General features: G+C 63.0%; 19 protein-coding genes and 3 pseudogenes. 7 read left to right on the top strand and 15 right to left on the bottom strand.

Features of this window, described 5'->3' with window-relative positions; genetic code table 11:
• The 6 genes and pseudogenes from aroK to hemE all read left to right on the top strand — a co-directional run bounded on the left by aroK (position 1) and on the right by hemE (position 10,873).
• A complete protein-coding gene (gene aroK / locus LRS56_24425; GenBank protein WDU61894.1) occupies positions 1–519 on the top strand; it encodes a shikimate kinase AroK in 519 nt (172 codons plus the stop codon).
• Positions 520–644: 125 nt separating this feature from the next.
• Positions 645–1,746, top strand: a pseudogene (gene aroB / locus LRS56_24420) (3-dehydroquinate synthase).
• A gap of 10 nt (positions 1,747–1,756) precedes the next feature.
• Positions 1,757–3,316 carry an SPOR domain-containing protein gene (locus LRS56_24415; GenBank protein WDU61893.1) on the top strand — a complete coding sequence of 520 codons (1,560 nt, stop codon included), beginning with the start codon at positions 1,757–1,759 and terminating at the stop codon, positions 3,314–3,316.
• A 350-nt stretch (positions 3,317–3,666) separates the two neighbouring features.
• Entirely contained in the window at positions 3,667–8,112 is a 4,446-nt protein-coding gene (gltB, locus tag LRS56_24410) for a glutamate synthase large subunit (protein WDU61892.1), read from the top strand.
• Between the two features lie 32 nt (positions 8,113–8,144).
• On the top strand, positions 8,145–9,563 hold the full coding sequence (locus LRS56_24405) for an FAD-dependent oxidoreductase (GenBank protein WDU61891.1): 1,419 nt from the start codon (positions 8,145–8,147) through the stop codon (positions 9,561–9,563).
• A 242-nt stretch (positions 9,564–9,805) separates the two neighbouring features.
• Positions 9,806–10,873 carry a uroporphyrinogen decarboxylase gene (gene hemE, locus LRS56_24400; protein ID WDU61890.1) on the top strand — a complete coding sequence of 356 codons (1,068 nt, stop codon included), beginning with the start codon at positions 9,806–9,808 and terminating at the stop codon, positions 10,871–10,873.
• Between the two features lie 117 nt (positions 10,874–10,990).
• On the opposite strand, the gene LRS56_24395 is transcribed toward hemE, so the two are convergent.
• The gene (locus LRS56_24395) at positions 10,991–12,265 is read right to left on the bottom strand and encodes an MFS transporter (GenBank protein WDU61889.1); all 1,275 of its coding nucleotides are present in this window, start codon (positions 12,263–12,265) and stop codon (positions 10,991–10,993) included.
• A 124-nt stretch (positions 12,266–12,389) separates the two neighbouring features.
• Between LRS56_24395 and LRS56_24390 the strand changes: the two genes are divergently transcribed.
• Positions 12,390–13,313 carry a LysR substrate-binding domain-containing protein gene (locus LRS56_24390; GenBank protein ID WDU61888.1) on the top strand — a complete coding sequence of 308 codons (924 nt, stop codon included), beginning with the start codon at positions 12,390–12,392 and terminating at the stop codon, positions 13,311–13,313.
• A gap of 95 nt (positions 13,314–13,408) precedes the next feature.
• On the opposite strand, the gene LRS56_24385 is transcribed toward LRS56_24390, so the two are convergent.
• From LRS56_24385 to LRS56_24320, 14 genes and pseudogenes are all read right to left on the bottom strand, one after another.
• The gene (locus LRS56_24385) at positions 13,409–13,828 is read right to left on the bottom strand and encodes a hypothetical protein (protein ID WDU61887.1); all 420 of its coding nucleotides are present in this window, start codon (positions 13,826–13,828) and stop codon (positions 13,409–13,411) included.
• 26 nt (positions 13,829–13,854) lie between these two features.
• Complete coding sequence (locus tag LRS56_24380; GenBank protein ID WDU61886.1) at positions 13,855–15,081, bottom strand: beta-ketoacyl-ACP synthase; 1,227 nt, start codon at positions 15,079–15,081, stop codon at positions 13,855–13,857.
• Complete coding sequence (locus LRS56_24375) at positions 15,081–15,809, bottom strand: 3-ketoacyl-ACP reductase FabG2 (GenBank protein WDU61885.1); 729 nt, start codon at positions 15,807–15,809, stop codon at positions 15,081–15,083. Before LRS56_24375 ends, LRS56_24380 begins: the two co-directional genes overlap by 1 nt.
• Positions 15,806–16,267, bottom strand: a complete 462-nt coding sequence (locus LRS56_24370; GenBank protein WDU61884.1) for a hotdog family protein — start codon at positions 16,265–16,267, stop codon at positions 15,806–15,808. Before LRS56_24370 ends, LRS56_24375 begins: the two co-directional genes overlap by 4 nt.
• Positions 16,264–17,430 carry a beta-ketoacyl-[acyl-carrier-protein] synthase family protein gene (locus LRS56_24365; GenBank protein ID WDU61883.1) on the bottom strand — a complete coding sequence of 389 codons (1,167 nt, stop codon included), beginning with the start codon at positions 17,428–17,430 and terminating at the stop codon, positions 16,264–16,266. The genes LRS56_24370 and LRS56_24365 overlap by 4 nt, the downstream gene beginning before the upstream one ends.
• The gene (locus LRS56_24360) at positions 17,427–17,909 is read right to left on the bottom strand and encodes a hypothetical protein (GenBank protein ID WDU61882.1); all 483 of its coding nucleotides are present in this window, start codon (positions 17,907–17,909) and stop codon (positions 17,427–17,429) included. Before LRS56_24360 ends, LRS56_24365 begins: the two co-directional genes overlap by 4 nt.
• Positions 17,906–18,655: a methyltransferase domain-containing protein gene (locus LRS56_24355; protein WDU61881.1), complete on the bottom strand. Its 750-nt coding sequence runs from the start codon at positions 18,653–18,655 to the stop codon at positions 17,906–17,908. The genes LRS56_24360 and LRS56_24355 overlap by 4 nt, the downstream gene beginning before the upstream one ends.
• A pseudogene (locus LRS56_24350) lies at positions 18,652–19,898 on the bottom strand (NAD(P)/FAD-dependent oxidoreductase). The gene LRS56_24355 and the pseudogene LRS56_24350 overlap by 4 nt, the downstream one beginning before the upstream one ends.
• A 33-nt stretch (positions 19,899–19,931) precedes the next feature.
• Complete coding sequence (locus LRS56_24345; GenBank protein ID WDU61880.1) at positions 19,932–22,244, bottom strand: MMPL family transporter; 2,313 nt, start codon at positions 22,242–22,244, stop codon at positions 19,932–19,934.
• Positions 22,234–22,929, bottom strand: a complete 696-nt coding sequence (locus LRS56_24340) for an outer membrane lipoprotein carrier protein LolA (protein WDU61879.1) — start codon at positions 22,927–22,929, stop codon at positions 22,234–22,236. The genes LRS56_24345 and LRS56_24340 overlap by 11 nt, the downstream gene beginning before the upstream one ends.
• Positions 22,923–23,349, bottom strand: a pseudogene (locus tag LRS56_24335) (acyl-CoA thioesterase). Before LRS56_24335 ends, LRS56_24340 begins: the two are co-directional and overlap by 7 nt.
• On the bottom strand, positions 23,342–24,883 hold the full coding sequence (locus tag LRS56_24330) for an aromatic amino acid ammonia-lyase (protein ID WDU61878.1): 1,542 nt from the start codon (positions 24,881–24,883) through the stop codon (positions 23,342–23,344). The pseudogene LRS56_24335 and the gene LRS56_24330 overlap by 8 nt, the downstream one beginning before the upstream one ends.
• Positions 24,867–25,802 (bottom strand): glycosyl transferase, encoded by a 936-nt coding sequence (locus tag LRS56_24325; GenBank protein WDU61877.1) that lies wholly within the window; start codon positions 25,800–25,802, stop codon positions 24,867–24,869. The genes LRS56_24330 and LRS56_24325 overlap by 17 nt, the downstream gene beginning before the upstream one ends.
• Entirely contained in the window at positions 25,799–26,533 is a 735-nt protein-coding gene (locus LRS56_24320) for a glycosyltransferase family 2 protein (protein WDU61876.1), read from the bottom strand. The genes LRS56_24325 and LRS56_24320 overlap by 4 nt, the downstream gene beginning before the upstream one ends.
• Between the last annotated feature and the right edge of the window lie 29 nt (positions 26,534–26,562).

The raw sequence follows: 26,562 nt of genomic DNA, 5'->3' as shown, positions 1-26,562 counted from the left end.
GTGCGAAATTTGATTCTTGTAGGACCGATGGGGGCTGGAAAAAGCACCATCGGCCGTTTGCTGGCCAAAGAGCTGCGCCTGCCTTTCAAAGATTCCGACAAGGAAATTGAATTGCGCACGGGTGCCAATATCCCATGGATCTTCGATAAGGAAGGCGAACTGGGCTTTCGCGACCGCGAGCAGGCGATGATTGCCGAGCTGTGCGGCTGCGATGGCGTGGTATTGGCCACCGGCGGTGGCGCGGTGATGCGCGATGAAAACCGCCGGGCGCTGCACGCCGGTGGTCGCGTGGTCTATCTGCATGCGTCGGTGGAGCAGCAAGTGGGTCGTACCGCCCGTGATCGCAATCGCCCTTTGTTGCGCACCGCCGACCCGGCCAAGACCCTGAGGGATCTGCTGGCGCTGCGCGATCCGCTGTATCGGGAGATCGCCGATCTGGTGGTAGAAACCGATGAGAGGCCACCGCGGATGGTGGTGCTCGACATTCTTGAGCGCCTGCAACGGCTGCCACCCCGTTAAAGCCAGGCCCGAAATGCGCTATTCTCGGCGGCGCGCCATCACCCTTTGGGGTGTGGCGTAGAGCCATCAGGCAACGTCAGGTTTCGACATTGCCGGTCGTCAATACATCTTCAACGCGGGGACACATGCAGACACTTAAGGTCGATCTAGGCGAGCGCAGCTACCCGATCCATATTGGCGAAGGCCTGTTGGACCAGCCCGAGTTGCTTGCACCGCATATTGCCGGGCGGCAGGTGGCGATCATCTCCAACGAAACAGTCGCGCCGCTGTATCTTGAGCGTCTGAGCCGCAGCCTGGCGGCGTACTCGGTGATCTCCGTGGTGTTGCCGGACGGCGAAGCCCACAAGAACTGGGAAACCCTGCAACTGATTTTTGATGGCCTGCTGACTGCACGCCATGATCGGCGCACCACCGTGGTCGCCCTGGGCGGCGGGGTGATCGGCGATATGGCCGGCTTTGCGGCGGCCTGCTACCAGCGTGGCGTGGACTTTATCCAGGTACCGACCACGTTGCTGTCCCAGGTCGATTCGTCGGTGGGCGGCAAGACCGGTATCAACCACCCGCTGGGCAAGAACATGGTCGGCGCGTTCTACCAGCCCCAAGCCGTACTGATCGACACCGCGACCCTCAACACTTTGCCTCCGCGTGAACTGTCGGCGGGCCTTGCGGAAGTCATCAAGTACGGGCTGATCTGTGACGAGCCGTTCCTGACCTGGCTGGAAGAACACGTGGACGCCTTGCGCGCCCTCGACCAAGGTGGCGCTGACCGAAGCGATTTCCCGCTCCTGCGCCGCGAAGGCGCTGGTGGTCAATGCCGACGAACGGGAGTCCGGTGTACGGGCCACTCTGAACCTGGGCCACACCTTCGGCCATGCGATCGAAACCCACATGGGCTATGGTGTGTGGTTGCATGGGGAGGCCGTAGCGGCTGGCACTGTGATGGCATTGGAGATGTCGCAACGCCTGGGCTGGATCAGCGCCCAGGAGCGCGATCGCGGCATTCGCCTGTTCCAGCGCGCCGGTTTGCCGGTCATTCCGCCTGAGGAGATGACCGAGGCTGACTTCCTCGAACATATGGCGATAGACAAGAAAGTGATCGACGGTCGCCTGCGACTGGTGCTGCTGCGCCACATGGGCGAAGCGGTAGTGACCGACGATTATCCGAAAGAGATTTTACAGGCCACGCTGGGAGCGGATTACCGCGCCCTGGCCCAGCTTAAAGGTTAATAAGATCCCGATGACTAGTTTGCATGCCGACGAGGCGTTCCTCGGCCATTACCAGTTAAGCCACGACCCTTTTGCTCCACGGGTGCCTGGTTTCAAATTTTTCCCGGCCCAGCGCAAGCCGGTGCTCGGGCAGTTGCACCACCTTGCGCGCTACAGCCAGTTGCTGCTGGTTGTGACCGGGCCGTTGGGCAGCGGCAAAACCTTGCTGCGTCAGGCGCTGGTGGCTAGCACCAACAAGCAATCGGTACAGAGCGTGGTGGTGTCGGCCCGTGGTGCGGGTGACGCGGCGGGCGTGTTGCGCCAGGTTGCACAGGCGCTGGACGTGTCCACTGCTGAGCCGAACGCGATCCTCAAGCAAGTTGTGCAACTGGGCCTGACCGGCCAGGAAGTCTACTTGCTGGTGGATGACGCCGAGCAGCTCGACGAGTCCGCCCTTGAAGCGCTGTTGGCACTGGCGGCGGGTACGCCGGAAGGTCGCCCGCACGTGTTCCTGTTCGGTGAGTCGTCGTTGATCGCCGATCTGGAGCAGATCAGTGGCGATCAGGAGCTGTTCCACGTCATCGAGCTGCAGCCGTACGAAGAGGAAGAAACCCGCGAATACCTGGCTCAACGCCTGGAAGGCGCAGGGGCCGGCATCGAACTTTTCTCCGCTGCGCAGATCTCTGATATTCACGAAAGCTCCGACGGCTGGCCCGGCACCATCAACCAGGTCGCCCGCGATGCCATGATCGAAGCCATGATTGCCAGCCGCTCTGCGGTCAAGCGTCCAAAGATGGGGTTCACTATGCCTAAGAAACACGTATTGGCTATTTCCGCCGTTGTCGTGGTCGCTGTCGCCGCCGCCTGGTTGATCCCAGGTCGCAGCAAGGCACCGACGACTGCCGGCGCGCCAACCGAACAGGCGCAGTTGCCACTGGGCAAGCCCACGCCAAACGTAGAATTCGCCAACTCCGGCCAGCCGACCAACCTGCCAATGGTCGGTCAGCCTGTAATGCGCGGCCCGCTCGCTGAAGAAGCCGGTGGCATTTCCGAAGGCGACGACGGCGTGCCGGTGGAAGGCTCCAGCGCCACGCCGCCAACCGTGACCACCACCGCGCCACCTGCGGGCGTGCCAGCGGGTCAGCCTGCAGCCAAGCCGACACCTGCGCCAACGGTCGCTACCGCCAAGCCTGCGCCAGTGACCAAGCCGGTCGCGCCTGCGCCAGCTGCCAAGCCAGCGCCTGCACCGGCAGCCAAGCCTGCTGAAAAACCCGCCGCCACCGTTGCCAAAGCCGGTTCCGCCGGCAGCAGCTGGTACGCCAGCCAGCCTACCGGTAACTTCGTGGTGCAGATCCTCGGCACCAGCTCTGAAGCCAACGCCCAGGCGTTCGTGAAAGAGCAGGGCGGTGAGTACCGTTATTTCAAGAAAGTGCTCAACGGCAAGCCTCTCTACGTGATCACCTACGGCAACTTCGCAAGCCGTGCTGCAGCTGATTCTGCGATCAAAACCTTGCCAGCGAAGGTTCAGGCTGGTAAACCTTGGCCTCGCACTGTCGCCAGCGTTCAACAAGAACTCGCAACAGCTCGCTGAAGACCCGGCGGCCTTACCCAGGCCGCTCTCTCAGCACCTCAAAAAAAACAACAAAGCGTGCAGCCCTGAAGGCCGCGCGCTTTGTGGTGTCTGCGTCACGGTAGCTTTTGAGTCGTAGCGGTCAGAATTAAAAAAGTTTTGACTAGCACAGCATATCGCTTTAAACCTTTCATAAATGCGACATAGATTTGCGACATTTCGTCGCTAAATTTGTGAGCGTTCGTGTCGGTGTGTACAATGACCTCCCTTTTGCCCCCGCTAAGCCGGCGTACGTTCGGCGTGGAAGGTAACCGGTTGAATTGAAAAGAAATTTGCCTCGATATAAGAGGCAGCCTGGTGAGAAAGTGTCTATGAAAGCAGGTCTGTACCAACCCGATGAATTCAAGGATAACTGCGGTTTCGGCCTGATAGCCCACATGCAGGGCGAGCCCAGTCATACCCTTTTGCAAACGGCCATCGAGGCCCTGACCTGCATGACCCACCGCGGTGGGATCAACGCCGACGGCAAGACCGGTGACGGTTGCGGCTTGCTGATTCAAAAGCCCGACCAGTTCCTGCGCGCTGTCGCCAAACAGCATTTCGCGGTCGAGCTGCCCAAGCAGTACGCCGTGGGCATGGTGTTTTTCAACCAGGACCCGGTCAAAGCCGAAGCCGCTCGCGAGAACATGAACCGCGAGATCCTGGCTGCCGGCCTGCAACTCGTCGGCTGGCGCAAAGTGCCGATCGACACCAGCGTGCTCGGCCGCCTGGCCCTGGAGCGCCTGCCGCAGATCGAACAAGTGTTCATCGCGGGCGACGGCCTGAGCGACCAGGACATGGCGATCAAACTGTTCACATCGCGTCGTCGCTCGTCCGTGGCCAACGCCGCCGATGCCGACCACTACATCTGCAGCTTTTCGCACAAGACCATCATTTATAAAGGCCTGATGATGCCGGCGGATTTGACCGCCTTCTATCCGGACCTGAGCGACGAGCGCCTGCAAACCGCAATCTGCGTGTTCCACCAGCGCTTCTCCACCAACACCCTGCCGAAATGGCCGCTGGCTCAGCCATTCCGCTTCCTCGCCCACAACGGCGAGATCAACACCATCACCGGCAACCGCAACTGGGCCGTGGCCCGTCGCACCAAGTTCGCCAACGACTTGATGGATTTGGAAGAGCTCGGCCCGCTGGTCAACCGCGTGGGTTCCGACTCCTCGAGCATGGACAACATGCTTGAGCTGATGGTCACCGGTGGCATCGACCTGTTCCGTGGCGTGCGCATGATCATTCCGCCTGCGTGGCAGAACGTCGAAACCATGGATCCGGACCTGCGTGCATTCTACGAGTACAACTCGATGCACATGGAGCCGTGGGACGGCCCGGCCGGCGTGGTCATGACCGACGGTCGCTACGCGGTGTGCCTGCTCGACCGTAACGGTCTGCGCCCGGCGCGTTGGGTCACCACCACCAACGGTTTCATCACCCTGGCGTCGGAAATCGGCGTGTGGGACTACAAACCCGAAGACGTGATCGCCAAAGGCCGCGTAGGCCCTGGCCAGATCCTGGCCGTGGACACCGAAACCGGGCAGATCCTCGACACCGACGCCATCGACAACCGCTTGAAGTCGCGTCACCCGTACAAGCAATGGCTGCGCAAGAACGCCCTGCGCATCCAGGCGACCATGGAAGACAACGACCATGGTTCGGCGTTCTACGACGTCGACCAGCTCAAGCAGTACATGAAGATGTACCAGGTTACGTTCGAGGAGCGCGACCAGGTGCTGCGCCCGCTCGGCGAGCAAGGCTACGAGGCCGTCGGCTCGATGGGCGACGACACGCCGATGGCCGTGCTGTCCCAGCGCGTACGCACGCCGTACGATTATTTCCGCCAGCAGTTCGCCCAGGTGACCAACCCACCGATCGACCCGTTGCGCGAAGCGATCGTGATGTCGCTGGAAGTGTGCCTCGGCGCCGAGCGCAACATCTTCCAGGAATCGCCTGAGCACGCCTCGCGTGTGATCCTCAGCTCGCCGGTCATTTCCCCGGCCAAGTGGCGCTCGTTGATGACCCTGGAGCGTCCGGGCTTTGACCGCCAGATCATCGACCTGAACTACGACGAGAGCCTCGGCCTTGAAGCGGCTGTACGCAACGTCGCGGATCAGGCTGAAGAAGCTGTGCGCGCCGGTCGCACCCAGATCGTGCTGACCGACCGTCACATTGCTCCCGGCAAGCTGCCGATCCACGCCTCCCTGGCCACCGGCGCGGTGCACCACCGCTTGACCGAAAAGGGCCTGCGTTGCGACTCCAACATCCTCGTGGAAACCGCTACCGCCCGCGACCCGCACCACTTTGCGGTGTTGATCGGTTTCGGCGCCTCGGCGGTGTACCCGTTCCTTGCGTACGAAGTGCTGGGTGACCTGATCCGTACCGGTGAGGTGCTGGGCGACCTCTATGAGGTGTTCAAGAACTACCGTAAGGGCATCACCAAGGGCCTGTTGAAGATCCTGTCGAAGATGGGCATCTCCACTGTCACCTCGTACCGTGGCGCACAACTGTTCGAAGCCATCGGCCTGTCCGAAGAAGTTTGCGAGCTGAGCTTCCGTGGCGTGCCAAGCCGTATCAAGGGCGCGCGTTTCGTCGACATCGAAGCCGAGCAAAAAGCCCTGGCGGCCGAAGCCTGGAGCGCACGCAAGCCGATCCAGCAAGGCGGCCTGCTCAAGTTCGTGCACGGTGGCGAATACCACGCGTACAACCCGGACGTGGTCAACACCCTGCAAGCCGCTGTGCAGCAGGGCGACTACGCCAAGTTCAAGGAATACACCGCGCTGGTGGATAACCGCCCGGTGTCGATGATCCGCGACCTGTTCAAGGTGAAAACCCTGGACACGCCGCTGGCCATCAGCGAAATCGAACCGTTGGAGTCGATCCTCAAGCGCTTCGACTCCGCCGGTATTTCCCTCGGTGCTCTGTCGCCTGAGGCTCACGAAGCCCTGGCCGAAGCCATGAACCGCCTGGGTGCGCGTTCCAACTCCGGCGAAGGCGGTGAAGACCCGGCGCGCTACGGCACCATCAAGAGCTCGAAAATCAAGCAGGTGGCGACTGGCCGTTTCGGTGTAACCCCGGAATACCTGGTCAATGCCGAAGTGCTGCAGATCAAAGTCGCCCAGGGCGCCAAGCCCGGTGAAGGCGGCCAACTGCCAGGTGGCAAGGTCAACGGTCTGATCGCCAAGCTGCGTTACGCAGTGCCGGGTGTGACCCTGATTTCGCCGCCGCCGCACCACGACATCTACTCGATTGAAGACTTGTCGCAGCTGATTTTTGACTTGAAACAAGTCAACCCGCAGGCCCTGGTCTCGGTGAAACTGGTGGCGGAAGCCGGCGTGGGCACCATCGCCGCCGGTGTCGCCAAGGCTTATGCCGACTTGATCACCATCTCCGGCTACGACGGCGGTACCGGCGCTTCGCCGCTGACCTCGATCAAGTACGCCGGCGCACCGTGGGAACTCGGCCTGGCCGAAACCCACCAGACCCTGCGCGGCAACGACCTGCGCGGCAAAGTCCGGGTGCAGACCGACGGCGGCCTGAAAACCGGCCTCGACGTGATCAAAGCCGCGATCCTCGGCGCCGAAAGCTTCGGCTTCGGCACCGCGCCAATGATCGCTTTGGGCTGCAAATACCTGCGCATCTGCCACCTGAACAACTGCGCCACCGGCGTCGCCACTCAGAATGAGAAGCTGCGCAAGGATCACTACATCGGCACCGTCGACATGGTGGTGAACTTCTTCACCTACGTCGCCGAAGAGACCCGTGAGTGGCTGGCCAAGCTGGGTGTGCGTTCCCTCGAAGAACTGATCGGGCGTACCGACCTGCTCGACATCCTCGAAGGCCAGACCGCCAAGCAGAACCACCTGGACCTGACGCCGCTGTTGGGCAGCGATCACATCCCGGCAGACAAGCCGCAATTCTGCCAGGTGGACCGTAACCCGCCGTTCGACAAAGGCCTGTTGGCCGAGAAGATGGTCGAGATGGCCGGCTCCTCGATCAATGACGCCAGCGGCGGCGAATTCGCTCTGGATATCTGCAACTGCGACCGTTCCATCGGCGCACGCATCTCCGGCGAAATCGCACGCAAGCACGGCAACCAGGGCATGGCCAAGGCGCCGATCACGTTCCGCTTCAAGGGCACTGCGGGTCAGAGCTTCGGCGTGTGGAACGCTGGCGGCCTGCACATGTACCTCGAAGGCGACGCCAACGACTACGTGGGCAAGGGCATGACCGGCGGCAAGTTGGTGATCGTTCCGCCTAAAGGCAGCATCTACAAGACCCAGGACAGTGCCATCATCGGCAACACCTGCTTGTACGGTGCCACCGGTGGCAAGCTGTTCGCCGCCGGTACCGCCGGTGAGCGTTTTGCCGTGCGTAACTCCGGTGCCCACACCGTGGTGGAAGGCACTGGCGATCACTGCTGCGAGTACATGACCGGGGGCTTTGTCGCGGTACTGGGCAAGACCGGTTACAACTTCGGTTCGGGCATGACCGGCGGTTTCGCCTACGTGCTCGACCAGGACAACACCTTCGTCGACAAGGTCAACCACGAGTTGGTCGAGATCCAGCGGATCAGCGGCGAAGCCATGGAATCCTACCGGAACCACTTGCAGCACGTGCTGGACGAGTACGTCGAGGAGACCGGCAGCGAATGGGGTCGTAACCTCGCCGAAAACCTCGATGATTACCTGCGTCGTTTCTGGCTGGTCAAGCCCAAGGCTGCCAACCTGAAATCGTTGCTTTCCAGCATCCGTGCCAACCCGCAGTGATATGCGCCTGAAGAGTTTGATGAGGTTTTAACATGGCTGAACGTCTGAATAACGACTTCCAGTTCATCGATGTCGGGCGCAAAGATCCGAAGAAGAAACTGTTGCGTCAACGCAAGAAAGAGTTCGTGGAGATCTACGAACCCTTCAAACCCCAGCACTCGGCCGACCAGGCCCACCGCTGCCTGGGGTGCGGTAACCCGTATTGCGAATGGAAGTGCCCGGTGCACAACTTCATTCCCAACTGGCTGAAATTGGTGGCCGAGGGCAACATCCTTGCCGCCGCCGAGCTGTCGCACCAGACCAACACCCTGCCCGAAGTGTGCGGCCGTGTGTGCCCGCAGGACCGTCTGTGCGAAGGTGCCTGCACCCTTAACGACGGCTTCGGCGCGGTGACCATCGGTTCGGTGGAGAAGTACATCACCGACACCGCGTTCGCCATGGGCTGGCGCCCGGACATGTCCAAGGTCAAGCCGACCGGCAAGCGCGTCGCAATCATTGGTGCGGGCCCGGCGGGCCTGGGCTGTGCCGACGTGCTGGTGCGTGGCGGCGTGACCCCGGTGGTGTTCGACAAGAACCCGGAAATCGGCGGCCTGCTGACCTTCGGTATCCCCGAGTTCAAGCTGGAAAAAACCGTACTGAGCAACCGTCGCGAAGTGTTTACCGGCATGGGTATCGAGTTCCGTCTCAATACCGAAATCGGCAAAGACATCACCATGGAGCAACTGCTCGAAGAATACGATGCCGTGTTCATGGGCATGGGCACCTACACCTACATGAAGGGCGGCTTTGCCGGTGAGGACCTGCCGGGCGTGTATGACGCGCTCGACTTCCTGATCGCCAACGTCAACCGCAACCTGGGCTTTGAAAAGTCGCCGGAAGACTTCGTCGACATGAAAGGCAAGAAGGTTGTGGTACTCGGCGGTGGCGACACCGCGATGGACTGCAACCGGACGTCGATCCGCCAGGGCGCCAAGTCGGTGACCTGTGCGTATCGTCGTGACGAAGCCAACATGCCGGGCTCGCGCAAAGAGGTGAAGAACGCCAAGGAAGAAGGCGTGAAATTCCTCTACAACCGCCAGCCGATCGCGATTGTTGGTGAAGATCGCGTCGAAGGCGTGAAGGTGGTCGAGACCCGTCTCGGCGAGCCGGACGCCCGTGGCCGTCGCAGCCCAGAGCCGATTCCAGGTTCCGAAGAGATCATCCCGGCTGACGCCGTGGTCATCGCTTTCGGTTTTCGTCCAAGCCCGGCGCCGTGGTTCGAACAGTTCCAGATCCAGACCGATAGCCAGGGCCGCGTCGTAGCCCCGGAACAAGGCCAGTACAAACACCAGACCAGCAACCCGAAAATCTTCGCCGGTGGCGATATGGTGCGCGGGTCGGACCTGGTGGTAACCGCGATCTTCGAAGGCCGCAACGCCGCTGAGGGGATCCTGGACTACCTGCAAGTCTGATCCTGATCCCGAGTTGAAATGGGATCAAAATGTGGGAGCGGGCTTGCTCGCGAATACGGTTTATCAGTCACTAGATGTATCGACTGACCCACCGCTTTCGCGAGCAAGCCCGCTCCCACATTTGTTTTGCAGCACTTTCATGTCCGCGACAAATTGACCCGATAGACAAAAGGCACGGCGCATTCCGTGCCTTTTGCGTCTGGCTCTGAGAAAATGCCCGCACTTTTTTTGCGGATGCCGACATGACTGCCCTCAAGAACGACCGTTTCCTTCGTGCCCTGCTCAAGCAACCCGTGGACGTCACCCCTGTGTGGATGATGCGCCAGGCCGGTCGCTACCTGCCGGAATACCGCGCCAGTCGCGCCAACGCCGGCGACTTCATGAGCCTGTGCATGAACCCGGAGTTCGCCTGCGAAGTCACGATGCAGCCGCTGGACCGCTACCCACAACTGGACGCGGCCATCCTCTTTTCCGATATCCTCACCATCCCCGACGCCATGGGCCAGGGCCTGTATTTTGAAACCGGCGAAGGCCCGCGTTTTAAAAAGGTCGTCAGCACTCTGGCTGATATCGAGGCCCTGCCGATCCCGGATCCGCATAAAGACCTCGGCTACGTGATGGATGCCGTCAGCACCATCCGCCGCGAGCTGAATGGCCGCGTGCCGCTGATCGGTTTCTCCGGCAGCCCCTGGACCCTGGCCACCTACATGGTCGAAGGCGGCTCGTCGAAAGACTTCCGCAAGACCAAGGCCATGCTCTACGACAACCCGCAAGCCATGCACCTGCTGCTGGATAAACTCGCGCAGTCGGTCACCAGCTACCTCAACGGCCAGATCATGGCCGGCGCACAGGCTGTGCAGATCTTCGATACCTGGGGCGGCAACCTGTCGGCGGCGGCGTATCAGGAATTCTCCCTGGCCTACATGCGCAAAATCGTCAGCGGCCTGATCCGCGAACACGAAGGCCGCAAAGTGCCGGTGATCCTGTTCACCAAGGGTGGCGGCCTGTGGCTGGAAAGCATCGCCGATGCCGGTGCCGATGCATTGGGCCTGGACTGGACCTGCGACATCGGCGAAGCCCGCCGTCGCGTCGGCAACCAGGTGGCGCTGCAAGGCAACATGGACCCGACCGTGCTCTACGCCAAGCCGGAAGCGATCCGCAGCGAAGTCGGCCGCATCCTGGCCAGCTACGGCAAGGGCACCGGGCACGTGTTCAACCTCGGCCATGGCATCACCCCGGAAGTGAACCCGGAGCATGCCGGCGCGTTCCTGCGAGCGGTGCATGAGCTGTCGGCGCAGTATCACGAGTAAATGCGAACAAATGTGGGAGCGGGTTTGCTCGCGAATGGGGTGTGTCAGTCGACAAATTCGTCACTGACCCACCGCATTCGCGAGCAAGCCCGCTCCCACATTTAAAGCAAAATCGCCTCAGGCTTTCACATTCCCCAACGGCGGCAACTTCGCCAACTTCAACGCCACCAGCAGCGCGCCGATCAACAGCGCCACGATAAACCCGCCGATTCCGTTCCACCCGCCGAAGTGCCAGAAGAACCCGCCCGCCGTACCGGCAATGCTCGAACCTGCGTAGTAGCAGAACAGATACAGCGACGACGCCTGCCCCTTGGCCTTGACCGCACGGCGACCGATCCAGCTGCTGGCCACCGAGTGGGCGCCGAAGAAGCCGAAGGTGAAGATCAGCATGCCCGGCACCACCAGCCACAGCGGGGTGAACAGGGTCATGGCCATACCGGCGAGCATCAACACGATGGTGCCCCACAGCACGCGACGACGGCCGAGGCGGTCGGCCAGGGAGCCGATTTTCGCCGAGCTGTAGATGCCCGACAGATACACCAGCGACAGCAGGCCGACCACGGCCTGGCTCAGGTCATAGGGATCGGCCAGCAGGCGATAGCCGATGTAGTTGAACATCGTCACGAACGCGCCCATCAGCAGGAAGGCTTCGAGGAACAGCCACGGCAGGCCCGCGTCCTTGAAGTGCATCACGAAGCCATCCACCAGGCTGCGTGGCCTGAGGCTGCTGGCGCGGAAGTTGCGCGATTCAGGGAGGATTTTCCAGAACACCGTGGCCGCGATCAGTGCCAGGGCGCCGATGATCAGCATTGCGGTGTGCCAGCTGACGAAGTCGATCAATACGCCGATGATCAGGCGCCCGCTCATGCCGCCAATCGCGTTGCCGCCGATGTACAGGCCCATGGCCAGGCCGATGTGCTGTGGGTGGATCTCTTCGCTCAGGTAAGTCATGGCCACGGCGGCCAGGCCGCTCAGGGACAAACCCACCAGCGCACGCATCAGCAAAATCCCCTCCCAGGTCGGCATCAGGCCGCTGGCGATGGTGGCCAGTGCCGCGCAGAACAGCGCCGCGACCATTACCGGCTTACGCCCCAGGGTGTCGGAAATCGGCCCGGTGATCAGCAAGCCCAACGCCAGCATTGCCGTGGCCACCGACAGGATCAGGCTGCTCTGCGCCGCATTGATGGAAAACTCATGGGACAGCGCCGGCATCATCGGCTGCACGCAATACAGCAGGGCAAAGGTGGCGAAACCGCCGGAGAACAGCGCAAGCACCGTGCGCATGAACATCGGTGTGCCTTTTTCGATGTACTGCTCGTTGAGTTGGGCCACCACTTCATCGAGGGCGGTGGGCGGGACTTCTTGAGCGAATGGCGCGACAGCAGATTTCACGGGGACCTCGGGGAGGAAAAGCGTGCCAGGACTGGCAATGCAAAAAAGAATATAGCTGCCTAATGATTCTTTCCAATATATTGTTCGACCTGTTTGATAGCTTTTACGACCTAATGAGGTTGGCATGGAATTACGTCATCTGCGGTACTTCATCGCCGTCGCCGAAGAGCTGCATTTCGGCCGCGCTGCTCAGGTGCTGGGCATCTCGCAACCGCCGTTGAGCCAGCAGATCCAGGCGCTGGAGCAGGAGGTCGGCGCGCGCTTGTTCGAGCGTACTAACCGTCGGGTTGAGTTGAGCGAGGCGGGTCGGCTGTTCCTGCAAGAGGCGCGGCTGGTGCTGGCGCAAGTCGATAAAGCAGCGGACGTGGCGCGCCGGGCGCAATTGGGTGAGCTGGGGGAACTGAAGATCGGCTTCACGTCGTCGGCACCGTTCAACTCCAGCATCCCGCAGGCGATTTTTGCATTTCGCCAGGCGTTTCCGGCAGTGCACCTGAACCTGCAAGAGATGAGCAGTACCGAGGTGGCCGAGTCGCTGGTGGATGAGTCGATCCAGGTAGGGCTGATGCGCCCGCTGCCGTTGCCGGATTCGCTGAGTGTCATCGAGCTGATGCGCGAGCCTTTGGTGGCGGTGCTGAACGCCGGTCACCCGTTGGTGGAAGGCAGCGAGCGCGGCTTGCATTTGGCGCAACTGGCTGACGAACCGTTCGTATTTTTCCCACGCACTTACGGCAGTGGTCTTTACGCCCAGCTCCTCAACCTGGCGCGGGACGCCGGCTTCAGCCCGCACTTCGCCCAGGAAGCGGGAGAGGCGATGACCATCATCGGCCTGGTGGCGGCGGGGCTGGGGGTGTCGGTGCTGCCGGCGTCCTACCAACGCATCCGCATTGATGGGGTGGTGTATCGCACCTTGCTCGATGAGGAGGCGGTGACGGCGGTGTGGCTGGTGCAACGCAAGGGCGCGCAAACGCCGATGGCGAAGGCGTTTGTGGAGCTTCTAGTGGCGAGCGGGCTTGCCCGCGTTGGGCTGCGAAGCAGCCCCAATACCTGACACGGTGAGCTGTCAGTTAGAGCGCGGGGGCCGTAATGGGGCTGCTGCGCAGCCCAACGCGGGCAAGCCCGCTCGCCACAGCAAGCTCGTCACACTCAATTCTGCGGCAAGGAATTGGCTTCATTCACGCCGTAGTTGCGCAAGCTGGCCATGATGTCCCGATCCAGCATGCTCACCCAACGGTTGTAATTGCGATGGATCTTGCCGTCCTTGTAGCCCAGGTCGCGGCTGTCGCGGTAGGTGATGGCGTAGCTGTTGCGGGTGTAACGGATATCGATTGCCGCGTAGTACTGGTTACGCACGGTGATCTCGGCCTGCACCAATTGCGGGCTCAGGCGCTGTACGGTCCATTCGCGCTTTTGCAGGGCGTTGATGATGACCGTTTTCATTTTCTCTTCGCTGACCTGAGCGTTGGCTGGCAGCTCGTGCTGGGTGTTGAGGATCGGCTTGCTGGTGCAGCCGGCAGTGGTCAGCAATGCCAGGGTGATCAGGGTGGCGCGTAGCAAGGAAGACATTCCGTTTTCTCCAATCGATTAAAAATTCAGGACCAGCGGCGGAAGATCAGCGAGGTGTTGACGCCGCCGAAGGCAAAGTTGTTGTTCATCACGTAGTCGTGGTGCATCTCGCGAAACTCACCCTGCAGGTAATCCAGCTCGCCGCATTGCGGGTCGACGGAATCCAGGTTGAAGGTGTGCACGTATTGGTCACGGTTCAGCATCTCGATGCTGAACCAGGACTCCAGCGCGCCGCACGCTCCGAGGGTGTGGCCGAGAAAGCTTTTCTGCGAACTGATGGGCATACGGCTGCCGAAGAGGCTGCTGGTGGCCAGGGTTTCGGCGATGTCACCTTGGTCGGTGGCAGTGCCATGACCGTTCACGTAGCCGATGGCGCAGGGCTCTAGCCCGGCGTCTTCCAGGGCCAGCTCCATGGCTCGGCGCATGGTTTTCTGCTCTGGACGGGTGGTGTGCTGGCCGTCGGCGTTGCTGCCGAACCCGACCAACTCGGCGTGGATATGTGCTCCGCGAGCCAGGGCGTGCTCCAGTTCCTCCAGCACCAGCATGCCGCCGCCTTCGCCGATCACCAGGCCATCACGGCCGCTGTCGTAGGGGCGCGGGCTGGTCTGCGGGGCGTCGTTTTTCAGGCTGGTGGCATAGAGCGCGTCGAACACCATGGCTTCGGTTGGGCACAGCTCTTCGGCGCCACCGGCAAGCATCAAGGGCAGGCGGCCGAACTTGATCGCCTCGTAGGCGTAGCCGATGCCCTGGCTGCCGCTGGTGCAGGCGCTGGACGTCGGGATCAAGCGCCCGGTCAGGCCAAAAAATATGCTGATATTCGCCGCCGTGGTGTGCGGCATCATGCGCACATACGAGTTGGCATTCAGCCCCTCGGCCACCGAGTTCAGCAGCATATTGCCGAACGCCTTGATCTCATCGGTACTGCCGGTGGACGAGCCGCACGCCACGCCCATGCGCCCGTCCTTGATCGACTCGTCACCCAGCAAGCCGGCGTCCTGCAACGCCTGCTCCGCCGCCCACACCGCCAGGCGCGACACGCGGCCCATGCTGCGCAGTTGCTTGCGCGTCCAGTGCGCGGGCACCACGAAATCGTCGATCGGCCCGGCCAGGCGCGTGTTCAACTCGGTAAAACGGTCCCACTCGTCCATGCGCCGGATGCCGCTGCGGTTGGCGCGGAAGTTGGCCGCGATGGTGTCCCAGTCGCTACCCAGGGAGGTCATGCCGGCCATGCCGGTGACGACAACGCGCTTCATCAGCACAGGCCTCCATTCACGGCCAGGACCTGGCGCGTGATATAGCCGGCTTCGGCCGACATCAGGAAGTTCACCGCACCGGCCACCTCTTGCGGGGTGCCCATGCGCTGCGCGGGGATCATCTTCATCAGTTCCTCCACCGGAACGTTTTCATCCAGCATGGCGGTGTCGATCAGACCCGGGGCCACACAGTTGACGGTGATCTTGCGCTTGCCCAACTCGATAGCCAGCGCCTTGGCCGCGCCGATCAAGCCGGCTTTGGAGGCACTGTAATTGACCTGGCCACGGTTGCCGATCAGCCCGGACACCGACGTAATGCACACGATACGCCCAGCGGCGCGGCGGCGAATCATCGGCATCATCACCGGGTGCAGCACGTTGTAGAAACCGTCCAGGTTGGTGCGCATCACCACGTCCCAGTCGTCTTCCGACAAGGCCGGGAAGGCGCCGTCGCGGGTCAGGCCGGCGTTGAGCACCACGCCGTAATAGGCGCCATGCTGCTCAACATCGGCTTCGAGAATTTGCTTGCACAGCGTGCGATCCGCCACGTCGAACTGCAGCACCCGCGCCTTGCGCCCCAGGGCTTCGATCTCGACCTGCACCGCGTCGGCTTCCGCCCGGCCGCTGCGGCAATGCAGCACGATGTCATGCCCGGCCTGCGCCAGGCGCAGGGCAATGGCGCGGCCGATACCACGGCTGGAGCCGGTGACCAGTACGGGTTCAGTCATGGCGTTTCGTCCTTCGATTCATCTAAATAGTTGGCCGCCTGGGGCGGTCGAAATACATTCAAGCGGGCGCTGGCCTGGATTCCGTCACCGGTAAGGTGGCATTCGAACACACCCATGCCGTTGTCGTCTTCCAGCGAACGCAGGCCGTGGATCTTCAGCTCGGCGCCCGCCGGGAACTGTGCCACGTTGCACTCGAACTTGCGTGTGCCCAACAGGAAGCCCAGTTCCACGGCTGCGCCTTTGCGGCGTGCGTGGCAACCGGCGTAGGCGGCGACGCTTTGCGCCATCAGCTCGATGCCGACCCAGGCCGGCAGGCTGCCGTCGGGGCGGTTGAACAGGCCGCCGGGCTTGACGGTGGCGCGGGTGTGAATCTGCTCTTCATCGAACGACAGCACCTGGTCGATCAGGATCATGTCGCCCGCATGGGGCAGCAGTTCGGCGAGTGGCCAATCGATCATGGGGCCTCTGCGATTATCAGGCTGACGTTATTGCCGCCGAAGGCAAACGAGTTGCTCATCAGGCAGCGTTTTTTCAAGGTGTCGCCGGTGCGCGCCCACTGCAAGGTCGGCAGTGCCGGGTCGGCCTGGCCGTCCCACACATGGGGCGGCACCCGGCCGTGGCTCAGGCTCAGCCAGCAGAACGCCGCTTCCAGCGCGCCGGCGGCGCCGAGGGTGTGGCCGCTCATGGGTTTGGTCGACGAACACGCGACCCCTTCCGGGAACAGGCTCGCAACGGCCAGGCTTTCCATGGCGTCGTTGTGCTGGGTGGCGGTGCCGTGCAGGTTCAGGTAACCGATCTGCTCGGGTTGCAATTTTGCGCTGGCCAGGGCCTTGCGCATTGCCTGCAGCGCGCCTTTGCCGGTGGGTTCGGGTGCGGAAATATGGTGGGCGTCACAGCTGGCGCCGCTGCCCAGCAGGGCGATAGGCGCCGGCTCTTTACTCATCACAAACACAACTGCGGCTTCGCCGATATTGATGCCGTTGCGGTTTGCCGAAAACGGGTTGCAGCGCTCGCCGGATACCGCCTCCAGCGCGCTGAAGCCGTTGAGTGTGAGCTTGCACAGGCTGTCGACGCCGCCGCAGATCACGGCGTCGCACACACCCAGGTCCAGCAGGCGCTGGGCGCTCATCAGTGCGCGGGCACTGGAGGTGCAGGCGGTGGAAATCACATAGGCCGGGCCGCTCAGTTGCAGCCAGTCGGCGAGGAAGTTTGCCGGTGCACTGAGTTCCTGTTGCTGGTAATCGTAGTCACCGGGGAACTGCCGGTCGCGCAGGTAATGGGCAATGCCGCGACTGGCTTCGTCGATACCCGAGGTGCTGGTGCCCAGCACAATGCCGACCCGCGAGGCGCCGTAGCGCTGGATCGCCTGGCGAATCTCGCCCTCGATCTGCAAGGCGGCCTCGAGCAGCAACTGGTTATTGCGGCTGCTTTGCTGGCCCAGTTCCACCGGGATGGTCGCCAGTTCGCCGTGCACACCGGCTACCGGCAGCACGCGCTCCGGCACCCAGCCGCTTTCGGCGCGCATGCCCGAACAGTCACCGGCAAACAGGTTGCGGCTGACCTCGGCCTGGCCACGGCCCAGGGCGCAGATCACACCGAGTGCGTTGAGGTAGGCGGTCATCGCGCAACCCCGAGCGGTGTGATGCGGTAGCTCAACGGTTGCCCCGTGATATTCACGCTGAACACCTCTGAAGACTGATACACAATTTGCCAATGCCCCGGCAGCGTACGCGTCAGGTCCATCGCCTGGGCACTCGGGTACAGCGCACGCAGGTCATCCGCCGAAGTCAGGGCGAACAGCAGCGCAGCAAACAGTTCGCGTGCCTGGGGGTTGGGCGGCAGCAAGCCATCGGCCTGCCACTGGCCATCGATCAGCTTTTGCCGGGCCTGGGGGATGCCCAGCGGGTCCATCATCGACCAGCGAATGCCGCCGCCTTCGCGCTGGATCACCAGCAGCCAGTCCTGGCTCTGGCCGTCTGCCAGGCGCTGCACATGCAATTGCAGCGGCAGGGCAAGCGTTGGGGCTTTCTCGGGCAGCGGCGGCTGGCTGGCGCACGCGCTCAGCAGCAACAGGCAGCCGATCAAGAGCAGGCGCCTCATGCTTGCGCGCTCGCCAAGGGTTTGCGGGCCACGCAATTGACCAGGGTTTCTTCACGCTGGCCCACCGGTGGCGCCTGGCGCAGGCCCCAGCGCTCCAGCAGGCCAAAATCGCTGGAACGGCTCCACCACAGATACGGGTACGAGACGTTCTGCGCGTCAAACTCGAAGCCCTGCTCGTGCAGCATCTGCAGGTACTCTTCGGCGCTTTTCTGCACATGCATCGGGTGGCGGAACAGCCAGCGGATCACCCAGGTGTCGATATAGGCTTCGGTGGATTCGGCAAACAGCAAGTAGCCGCCGGGCTTGAGCACCCGGTAGAACTCTTGCAACGCACGATGCTGTTCAACCAGATGGTGAAAGGTCTGGTGGCAGAACAGGATATCGACGCTTTCGTCCGGCACGTCTAGGGTCGCGCAATCACTGCCGATCAGCTCCACGGCCAGGCCCTGGCGTGCGGCTTCGGCGTGGCTCAGTTCCAGGCTGTGAGGGTCGGCGTCCAGGCCGATCAGGCGTGATGGGGCGAATGCCTGGTGCAGCAGCTTGAAGGACTTGCCCTGGCCGCAACCGGCGTCCAGCAACACCGGCGCCACCGGCAGTGGCTGCGTAAACAGGCTGCGCAGGTCGTTGATCGCCACGCGCAGCACGTGATGCTGCCAGGTGTGGCTGCGCAGAAACCAGAAGCCAAAGCGGGTTTCTTCGACGTAGTTTTTACTCAGGTAGTTTTTTTCAAGAGAAGGGCTATTCACGCTGCATCCCCTGCACAAATCTCCGACAACATCCGCAACCGCCGCTTGGGCTCGCTGACAAACGGGTTGCGCTCGTCCCACGCATAACCGGCGAGAATCGAGCTGATCATCCGGCGAATCTCCGGCGCGCTGCCCGGGTGGAAAATCACATCCTGGAACGTCCCCGCGTACCAGCCTTCGACGTAGCAACGGAAGGTGTCGACACCGCGCTTGAGCGGTGCGGCGAATTCGGTTTGCCAGTCCACGGCTTCGCCTTTGAGCTGACGGTCCAGCAGGCCGGCCGCCATGCTCGCCGAACGCATGGCGATGGTCACCCCGGAGGAGAACACCGGGTCGAGGAATTCCGCCGCATTGCCCAGCAACGCGAAGCCAGGGCCGTGCAGGGTTTTGACGTTGGCCGAGTAACCGCCGATGGTGCGTGCGGGGGTATCCCACACGGCGTGTTGCAGCACGCCGGACAGGCTTGGGGTTTCATCGATAAAACCGCGCAGGCAGGCGTCGAGGTCGCTGTCGCGGCCGTCGAAATGTTCCTTGGCCGCCACCACGCCCACCGAGCAACGGCCGTTGCTGAACGGGATGGTCCAGAACCAGATATCGCGCTTTGTCGGGTGGGTGGTCACGAGGATCTTGGTGCGGTCAAAACCTGGGTGTTCGATGCGGTCTTCGACGTGGGTGAATACCGCCTGGCGCACCGGAAAATTCGATGGCGCCTCCAGGTCCAGCAGGCGCGGCAGCACGCGGCCGTAGCCGCTGGCGTCGAGGACGAACTTGGCCTTGAGGTGGTACTCGCTGCCGTTCTCACGGCGCACATGCAGGTAACGACACTCGCCTTTGAAATCCACGCCGATGATGGTTTCGCCGTAGCGAATTTCCACGCCTTGCAACGCCGCCTGGTCCGCCAGCAGCTTGTCGAATTCGCCGCGCTGCACCTGAAAGGTCGTGGGTTTGCCGTTGCTGAAGGTGTCGCCGAAATCAAACGCGCTGTAGCGCTCGCCCCAGGCGAACGCGGCGCCGGTTTTTACCTGGAAGCCCGCCGACTGCACGGCCTCGAGCATGCCGGCTTCTTCGATAAAGTCGATGCAGTGCGACAGCAGGCTTTCGCCGATCGAAAAGCGCGGGAAATGCTGGCGCTCGATGATCAATACATCATGCCCTTGCGCTTGAGCAGCGCGGCGGCGATGGCGCCGGATGGGCCGGCACCGATCACCACCACTTGGCGACGTTCCATTTCAACTGTGGGCACGAAGGCTCCTTGCCGCATTGGCGATAATCACATTCATAAGGCGTGCTCGCGTTGGCCGGCCCAGGGCGCCAGCATAAAGCTGAATGCCAGGCCCAGGCTGACCGACAGGCCGAAATTACTCACCGCCGGTGTACTGGACACCGCCAGCAGGCCGAACGACAACCAGGTCGTCAGCGCTGCCAGCAGCGTCCCTAAAAGGCTGACGGCAGGGCCGCCAATTTGTTCGCGCATCAAGATTGCGTAGTCGACGCTGATGGCGGTGACCAGCAACAGGCCGAACAGGCTGAACAGGGTCAGCGGCTGGCCCAGCCAACCCAGGCTGGCGAGGCTGCACAGCGCGGCCAGCAAGGGCAAGGCGACGATGCGCAAGGCACCGCCGACGCCGAACGGCAGGATCAGCAGTAACACGATCAGCACGCAGGACATCAACTTCAATTCGGCCGCGCTGATCTGCGTGTCGGCGAACACCCGGTTCAAATCCCCCAGGCGATCGACCAACTGCACACCGGGCAAGTCCACCGCCTGCACCCGCAGCAGCGCCGGGTTGTTCAAGCCTTGCAGGCTGACCATCGCCGCCACGCCGCCGTCTACCGGGCCCAGCCACAGGGTGCGCCACGGTTCGGCCAGGGGCCCGACCAGTGCGGCGTCGATGTCTTCGCTAGGCAGCGCCTGCAGTTGCGCGACTTCGGCTTGCAGCGCGCTGGCGGGTACGCCCAGGTCCAGCAGCGGCTGCCAGTGTTGGGGGAGCTGGTTCAGCGCAGCGCGCAGTTGCTGCTGTTCGGCGGGCAGGTTGACCAGTTGATTGAGCGCCAGGTAGCCCTGCAGTTTGTCCATATTCACCAGCTGGTCCAGGCGTTGGCCCAGTGCCGCCTGGCGTTCCAGCAACTGCTGTTGGTTGTCGGCCCGTACCAGGAAAAACTGGCTGGTGGGCTGGAACCCGGTAATCCGCGCCACGGCCTGGGCTTCTTGCAACAGCTGCGGCGGTGCGCCGATCCATTGGCGGATATCGTTTTTGCTGTTCAGTTGCCACAGGCCACCGGCACAAAACAATAGTACCCACGCCAGCAAAAAGCCGCTGGGTATGCGCTTGAGCAACGAGGCACGCGCCAGCCACAGGCATTCGGCGACGCGCAGCGGCCATTGCGCCGGGCGCAGCTCCACGCCCTTGAGCAGGGCCGGCAACAGGCACACCGCGGATAGGTATGCTCCGACCAGGCCGGCCGCCGAGAACACCGCGATTTGGGTCAAGGCCGGGAACGGCGTCCAGGCCAGCGCCAGATAGCCGATGCAACTGGTGGCCAGGCTCAGGCTCAGCCCCGGCAGGGTCAGGCGCAAGGCTGGCCAGCTGCGCCAGGGTTGCAGGCTCCAGCTTTTGGACAGGTAGTGCAGCGGGTAATCCACCGCCACGCCAATCAGGCTGGAACCCAGCACCAGGGTCATAACATGCATATGGCCGAACAGCGCCACACAGGCCACCGCGCCAAACAGCATGCCCACCAGCACCGGCACAAAGGCCAGCAGCACCCGCCAGCGTCGGAACGCCAGCAACAGCAATAACAGGATGCCAAGGGTGGCGCCGCCGCCGACCCAAGTGATCTCCCGCGTGGCCTGTTGCTGCCCATTGGCCGCGTAGAGCAGGCCGCTGGCGGCGAGCAATTGTGCACCTTGCCCGCTGGCTTGCTCGCGGCTGGCCTGGAGCAAGTCCGCCACTTGCAGCGGCAGTTTCATATCAAAGGCATTGCCGGTGGTGCGCGCGCGCAGCAGCACCCAGCTTTGGCCGTCGGCATCGGCGATCAACGCGCCGCTGCCGATATCCAGCTGCACCGAGCCGTGCTGCGGCTGGCTGTTCTGGATGCGCCCGGTGAGGCCCAGCCAGTCATCCTGGCTCGGCACCAGGCTGAAGCCGGTGAACGGGTCGAACAGCGCTTGCACGCGCTGTTGGATAAACGCGTCGGGCTGCTCGATCAGTTGCTCTCGGTCCTTGGCCGAGAGCATCGCCAGCCGCCCGCGCAGCAGTTGCTCACGTAACGCCGGCAAGTCGGCTTGCAGGTTCCATTGGACCTTTTCAAACAGGCCGCTGGCCTGCCAGCGCTCGCCCAATTGTTGCGCCACCGCCACCGCTTTTTGGCGATCGGCATGCCCCACCAGCACCAGCATCTCGCGGTTCAGTGGTTCCTGCATGCGTTGCTCGGCTTTTAGCTCCAGCGCATCCGGCGTGCTGCCCGGCACCAGCTCCATCAGGTTGGCCGACAGCGGCGCGCCATGGCGCCACTGCCAGCCGGCCAGGGCCAGCACAGCCACCAGCAGGATCAGGAACAGGCGGGGCAACAAGCGCTCACTGGGCAAAGTCGTGTTGCTCCGCATCGCTCAACGGCTGCTCGGCGGTGCTGTCCTGCATGCGCAGCACCGTGCTGTCGCCTTGGGTTTCCAGCAGTTCGATTTTCTGCACCAGCTCGCCGCCGTCGATATTGATCTGGGTGAAGACTTGTTTGAGCAGCAGCGAACGCGGGATCAGCGTGAGCTTCCAGTGCTGGGCTTCGCCTTGCAGTTGCAATTCGAAGTCGCGCTGCAAGCCGCTGCTGTCGCCCTGGAGCACGGCGAGGAACAGGCGATTCTGTTCGGCGCCGGCGCTCTTGTTCGGCAGCCATTGCCAGCCATTGGCGTCACGCCGGGCGATGCCTTGGGCGCTGATGCGGTAGTCCTGTTGCAGCGGGGTCTTGAGCAGCCAGAGCAGGCCGTGGTCTTTGGCGAGCACGAAGGTGCCCTTGCTGACCAAGGGTTGCGGCAGGGCGCGCAGGTGTTTTTCCTGGGTGAAGTTGCCGTGGATCACGGAGGGCTTGGCCAGTTGATCGCTGAGTTGTTGCAGGTCAAAGGCGTGAGCGAATCCTGGCATACCCAGCAACAGGCACAGCGCGAGTAATGTGGGAGCGGGCTTGCTCGCGAAAAGCCTGAGTGCGCCGCGCAGTGTCAGGGGAGCTGCGTCATCGTTAACGTCCATCGCGGGCAAGCCCGCTCCCACAGGGGTCAGCATTTCAAGGCCCTTTCTACGGCGTCGGTGAAGACTTTGGGGAGGCCAGCTGCATCTCGCGGCTGGCGATTTCGACGGCTACCTGCACGGTGCTGGCGCGGGTCAGGCGTTCGCCGCTGGCAAGGTCGGTGATCAGGTAATTCACCTTCAGACGGTTCTCCCATTCCACCAAACTGGCGCGCACGTTGATGGTCTGGCCAAAGGTGGCGCCGCGCACATAGCGCAGCTGCATATCGATCACCGGCCACGCGTAGCCGGCTTCGAGCATCGCCGTGTAGTTGTGGTCGAGCTTGTCCAGCAACGCGCAGCGCGCCACTTCCAGTACTTCACGTAGTGCCCGTGCCACACCACATTCATGGTGTCGATATCAAAAAACGGCACGAGGATTTGTGTGTCGCTGTGCAACACGCCCGGGCTACGCATGCAGCCTCCAGTGTTGCTCGGCGATGCGCTTGAGGCACAGGCGCAGCTCGCCTTCCAGGGCGCGGTCTTCGATCACCGGCGGGAAGTCCTTGGCCAGTGCCGCGTGCATGGCCGCCAGGGCCGGTGGCAACGGGCGCGCATCCTCAGCCTGGGCGCGCAGCCACACGCCCTGGTTGGCCGCCAGCAAGGTGGCGGCGGCGACCTGTTCGGTCAGCTCCAGCACACGGATTGCATCGCGGGCGGCGATGGTGCCCATGCTCACCTTGTCCTGGTTGTGGCACTCGGTGGAGCGCGAGAACACGCTGGCCGGCATGGTATTTTTCAGCGCTTCGGCGGTCCAGGCGCTGGTGCCGATCTGCACGGCCTTGAAGCCGTGGTTAATCATTGCGCGGTCGGCCGGCGCGCCGGACAGGTTGCTCGGCAGGCCGTGGTTGTAACGCACGTCCACCAGCAGCGCGAGCTGGCGGTCGAGCAGGTCGGCAACGTTCGCCACCAGGGTTTTGAGGCTGTCCATGGCAAAGGCGATATGCCCGCCGTAGAAGTGCCCGCCATGCAGCACGCGTTCTTCTTCGGCGTCGATGATCGGGTTGTCGTTGGCGCTGTTCAGTTCGATCTCGATAAACGAGCGCAGCCAATTCAGGCTGTCGGCCAACACCCCGAGCACATGCGGCGCGCAACGCAGCGAGTAGCGGTCCTGCAGGCGGTGCAGCGGCGCGGTCGGCGCATCAATCGCCAGGTCCTTGCGCAGCCAGGCGGCGACCTGCATCTGCCCCGGGTGCGGTTTGGCGGCGAACAGGCGCTCGTCGAAGTGCTCCGGGTTGCCTTGCAGCGCCACCACGTTCATGGCGGTGATGCGCGTGGCCAGTTGCAGCAGGTAGTCGGCGCGGGCGAAGGCCAGGCAGGCCAGTCCGGTCATCACGGCGGTGCCGTTCATTAACGCCAAGGCTTCCTTGGGGCGCAGCACCAAAGGCTCCCAGCCCAGCTCGCGGTGCACATCGGCGGCCTGGCGGCGTTCGCCACGGAACAACACTTCGCGCTCGCCGGACAAGGTCGCGGCGACGTAGGACAGCGGCGTCAAATCACCGCTGGCGCCCACTGAGCCTTCTTCCGGGATCAACGGCAGCACATCGTGCTCGAGGAACGCATGCAGGCGCTCCAGCAGCTCTACACGCACGCCCGACACGCCATGGCACAGCGACTGCAAACGCGCCGCCAGCACGGCGCGGGTCGCCTGGGCGTCGAGCAGTTTGCCGAGGCCGCAGCCGTGGAAGGTGTAGAGGTGACGTGGCAACGCCTCGACGTGCTGCAACGGCACCGCCACCACGCACGAGTCGCCGTAACCGGTGGTCACGCCGTAGATCACGCCTTCCTTGTCCAGCAGCGAGTCGAGGAACTGCGCGCCTTTGGCAATGCGCTGGCGATAGGCCGCATCGCCCTGTAACTGCGTGGGCGCCTGGCGGTTGGCCAGGGCCAGCACGTCTTCAATGCGCAAGGCGCGTTCGCCAAAGGTTACCGGCTCAAGATGCGTCGTCATCGGTCTTCCAGAAAGGGTAAAAGTTGAACCATTGTTGGGGCGCTTCCAGGCAGAACTGACCCAGGCGTGCGGCGTAGCGTGCGGTCCACTCGGCAATCACCTGTTCGCGGGTGCTGCGCTTCCATTCGATCAAGGGGGTGAAGGGCTCGATGGTCAGGCGATAGCGGTTTTTGTGCTTGAGGCACATCAGCAGGTTCACCGGGCATTTGAGCAGGCCGGCCAGCAGCCACGGGCCCTGGGGGAACGCGGCGCGATGCCCGAGGAAGTCCACGCGCACCTTGCGCCCACCGTGCAGTGGCACGCGGTCACCGGCAATCGCCAGCCACTCGCCGTCGTCCAGGCGCTGGCTGAGCAGCAGCATGGTGGCCGGGTCCAGCTCGCTGACCTGAATCAGGCGCAAATGGGTGGCCCCGGCTTCGCCGAGCAGGCGGTTGAAGCGTTCGGCATGCTTGGTGTGTACCAGCACGTTCATGGTGACTTGTTCACCGATCTCGGCGAGTGCGCGGCACACTTCGAGGTTGCCCAGGTGCGCGCCCACCAGCATCTGCCCGCGCTCACCGCGCAGTTGCCCGCGCAGCTTGGCCGGGTCGTTGATCTCGATCTGTTCCAGGCGCAGCTTGCCGTTCCACACGTCGAGCTTGTCGAGCAGCGCGTCGGCAAAGGCCATGAACTGGCCGAAGACTTTGCGGTGGGTGGGGCGCAGCTCATCGCGCCCGCTCCAGTCGGCCAGGCGCTGCTGGTATTGCCAGGCGCTTTGGCGCGCCGTGCGGCCAAACACGAAAAAGTACAACACGATGCCATACAGCAGCGGGCTCAGCAGGCGGCGGCCGAGGACCTTGGCGGCGATGGCGGTGAGTTTCATCAGCCAGAAGCTGCCGCGTTCCTCGCGGTCGGCCCAGTGTTTGCTGCTGTCGCTCATGCCTGCCACCGTCGCCACAGGATCATCGGGGCACGCACCAACATGCCGAAAAACAAGCGGGTGTGCATGGCCGAGATACGCACGTTGTCGTGGAACAAGCGGAAGTGCGACAGGCCGTCGGCGGGGTAATGCACTTTGGTCGGCAGCCAGCGCATCGGCTGGTTGCGCCACGCCAGGCGTACCAGGATGTCCGAGTCAAAATCCATGCGCGTGCCGATGTAGGCCGAGTTCATCAATGCCAGGGTGGGCGCCAGCGGGTACACGCGAAAGCCGCACATCGAGTCGCGAATCTGCAGCGACAGGGTGTTGATCCACACCCAAACATGGGTCAGGTAGCGGGCGTAGAGGCGGCCTTTGGGCACGCTCTCGTCGTATTCTGGGTAGCCGCAGATCACGGCGTCGGGGTGCGTGCGCGAGGCGTCGAGGAAGCTCTCGACCTCGCGCAGGTCGTGCTGGCCGTCGGCATCCACTTGCAGGGCGTGGCTGAAACCCAGGCGCGCCGCCTCACGGAACCCGGCCATGACCGCGCCGCCCTTGCCTTGATTATTCGGCAAGGTCAGCAGGGTGACGTTATCGAGTGTCGCCAAGTGCGCCAATACCGCCGCGCACGCCGCGCTGCTGCCATCATCGACCAGCAGGCACGGCAAGCCGCTGTTCAACAGGCTATGCACCACGGCCGGCACCGCAGCTTCATGGTTGTAGACCGGGATCAGGGCGCAGGGGTTATGCATGACCCGTACCCCGAAGTCGCCACAGCCAG

Source organism: Pseudomonas poae (assembly GCA_028869255.1).
In the GTDB taxonomy this organism is placed as follows: domain Bacteria; phylum Pseudomonadota; class Gammaproteobacteria; order Pseudomonadales; family Pseudomonadaceae; genus Aquipseudomonas; species Aquipseudomonas poae_C.
This window is presented reverse-complemented; position numbering and strand designations above follow the sequence as displayed.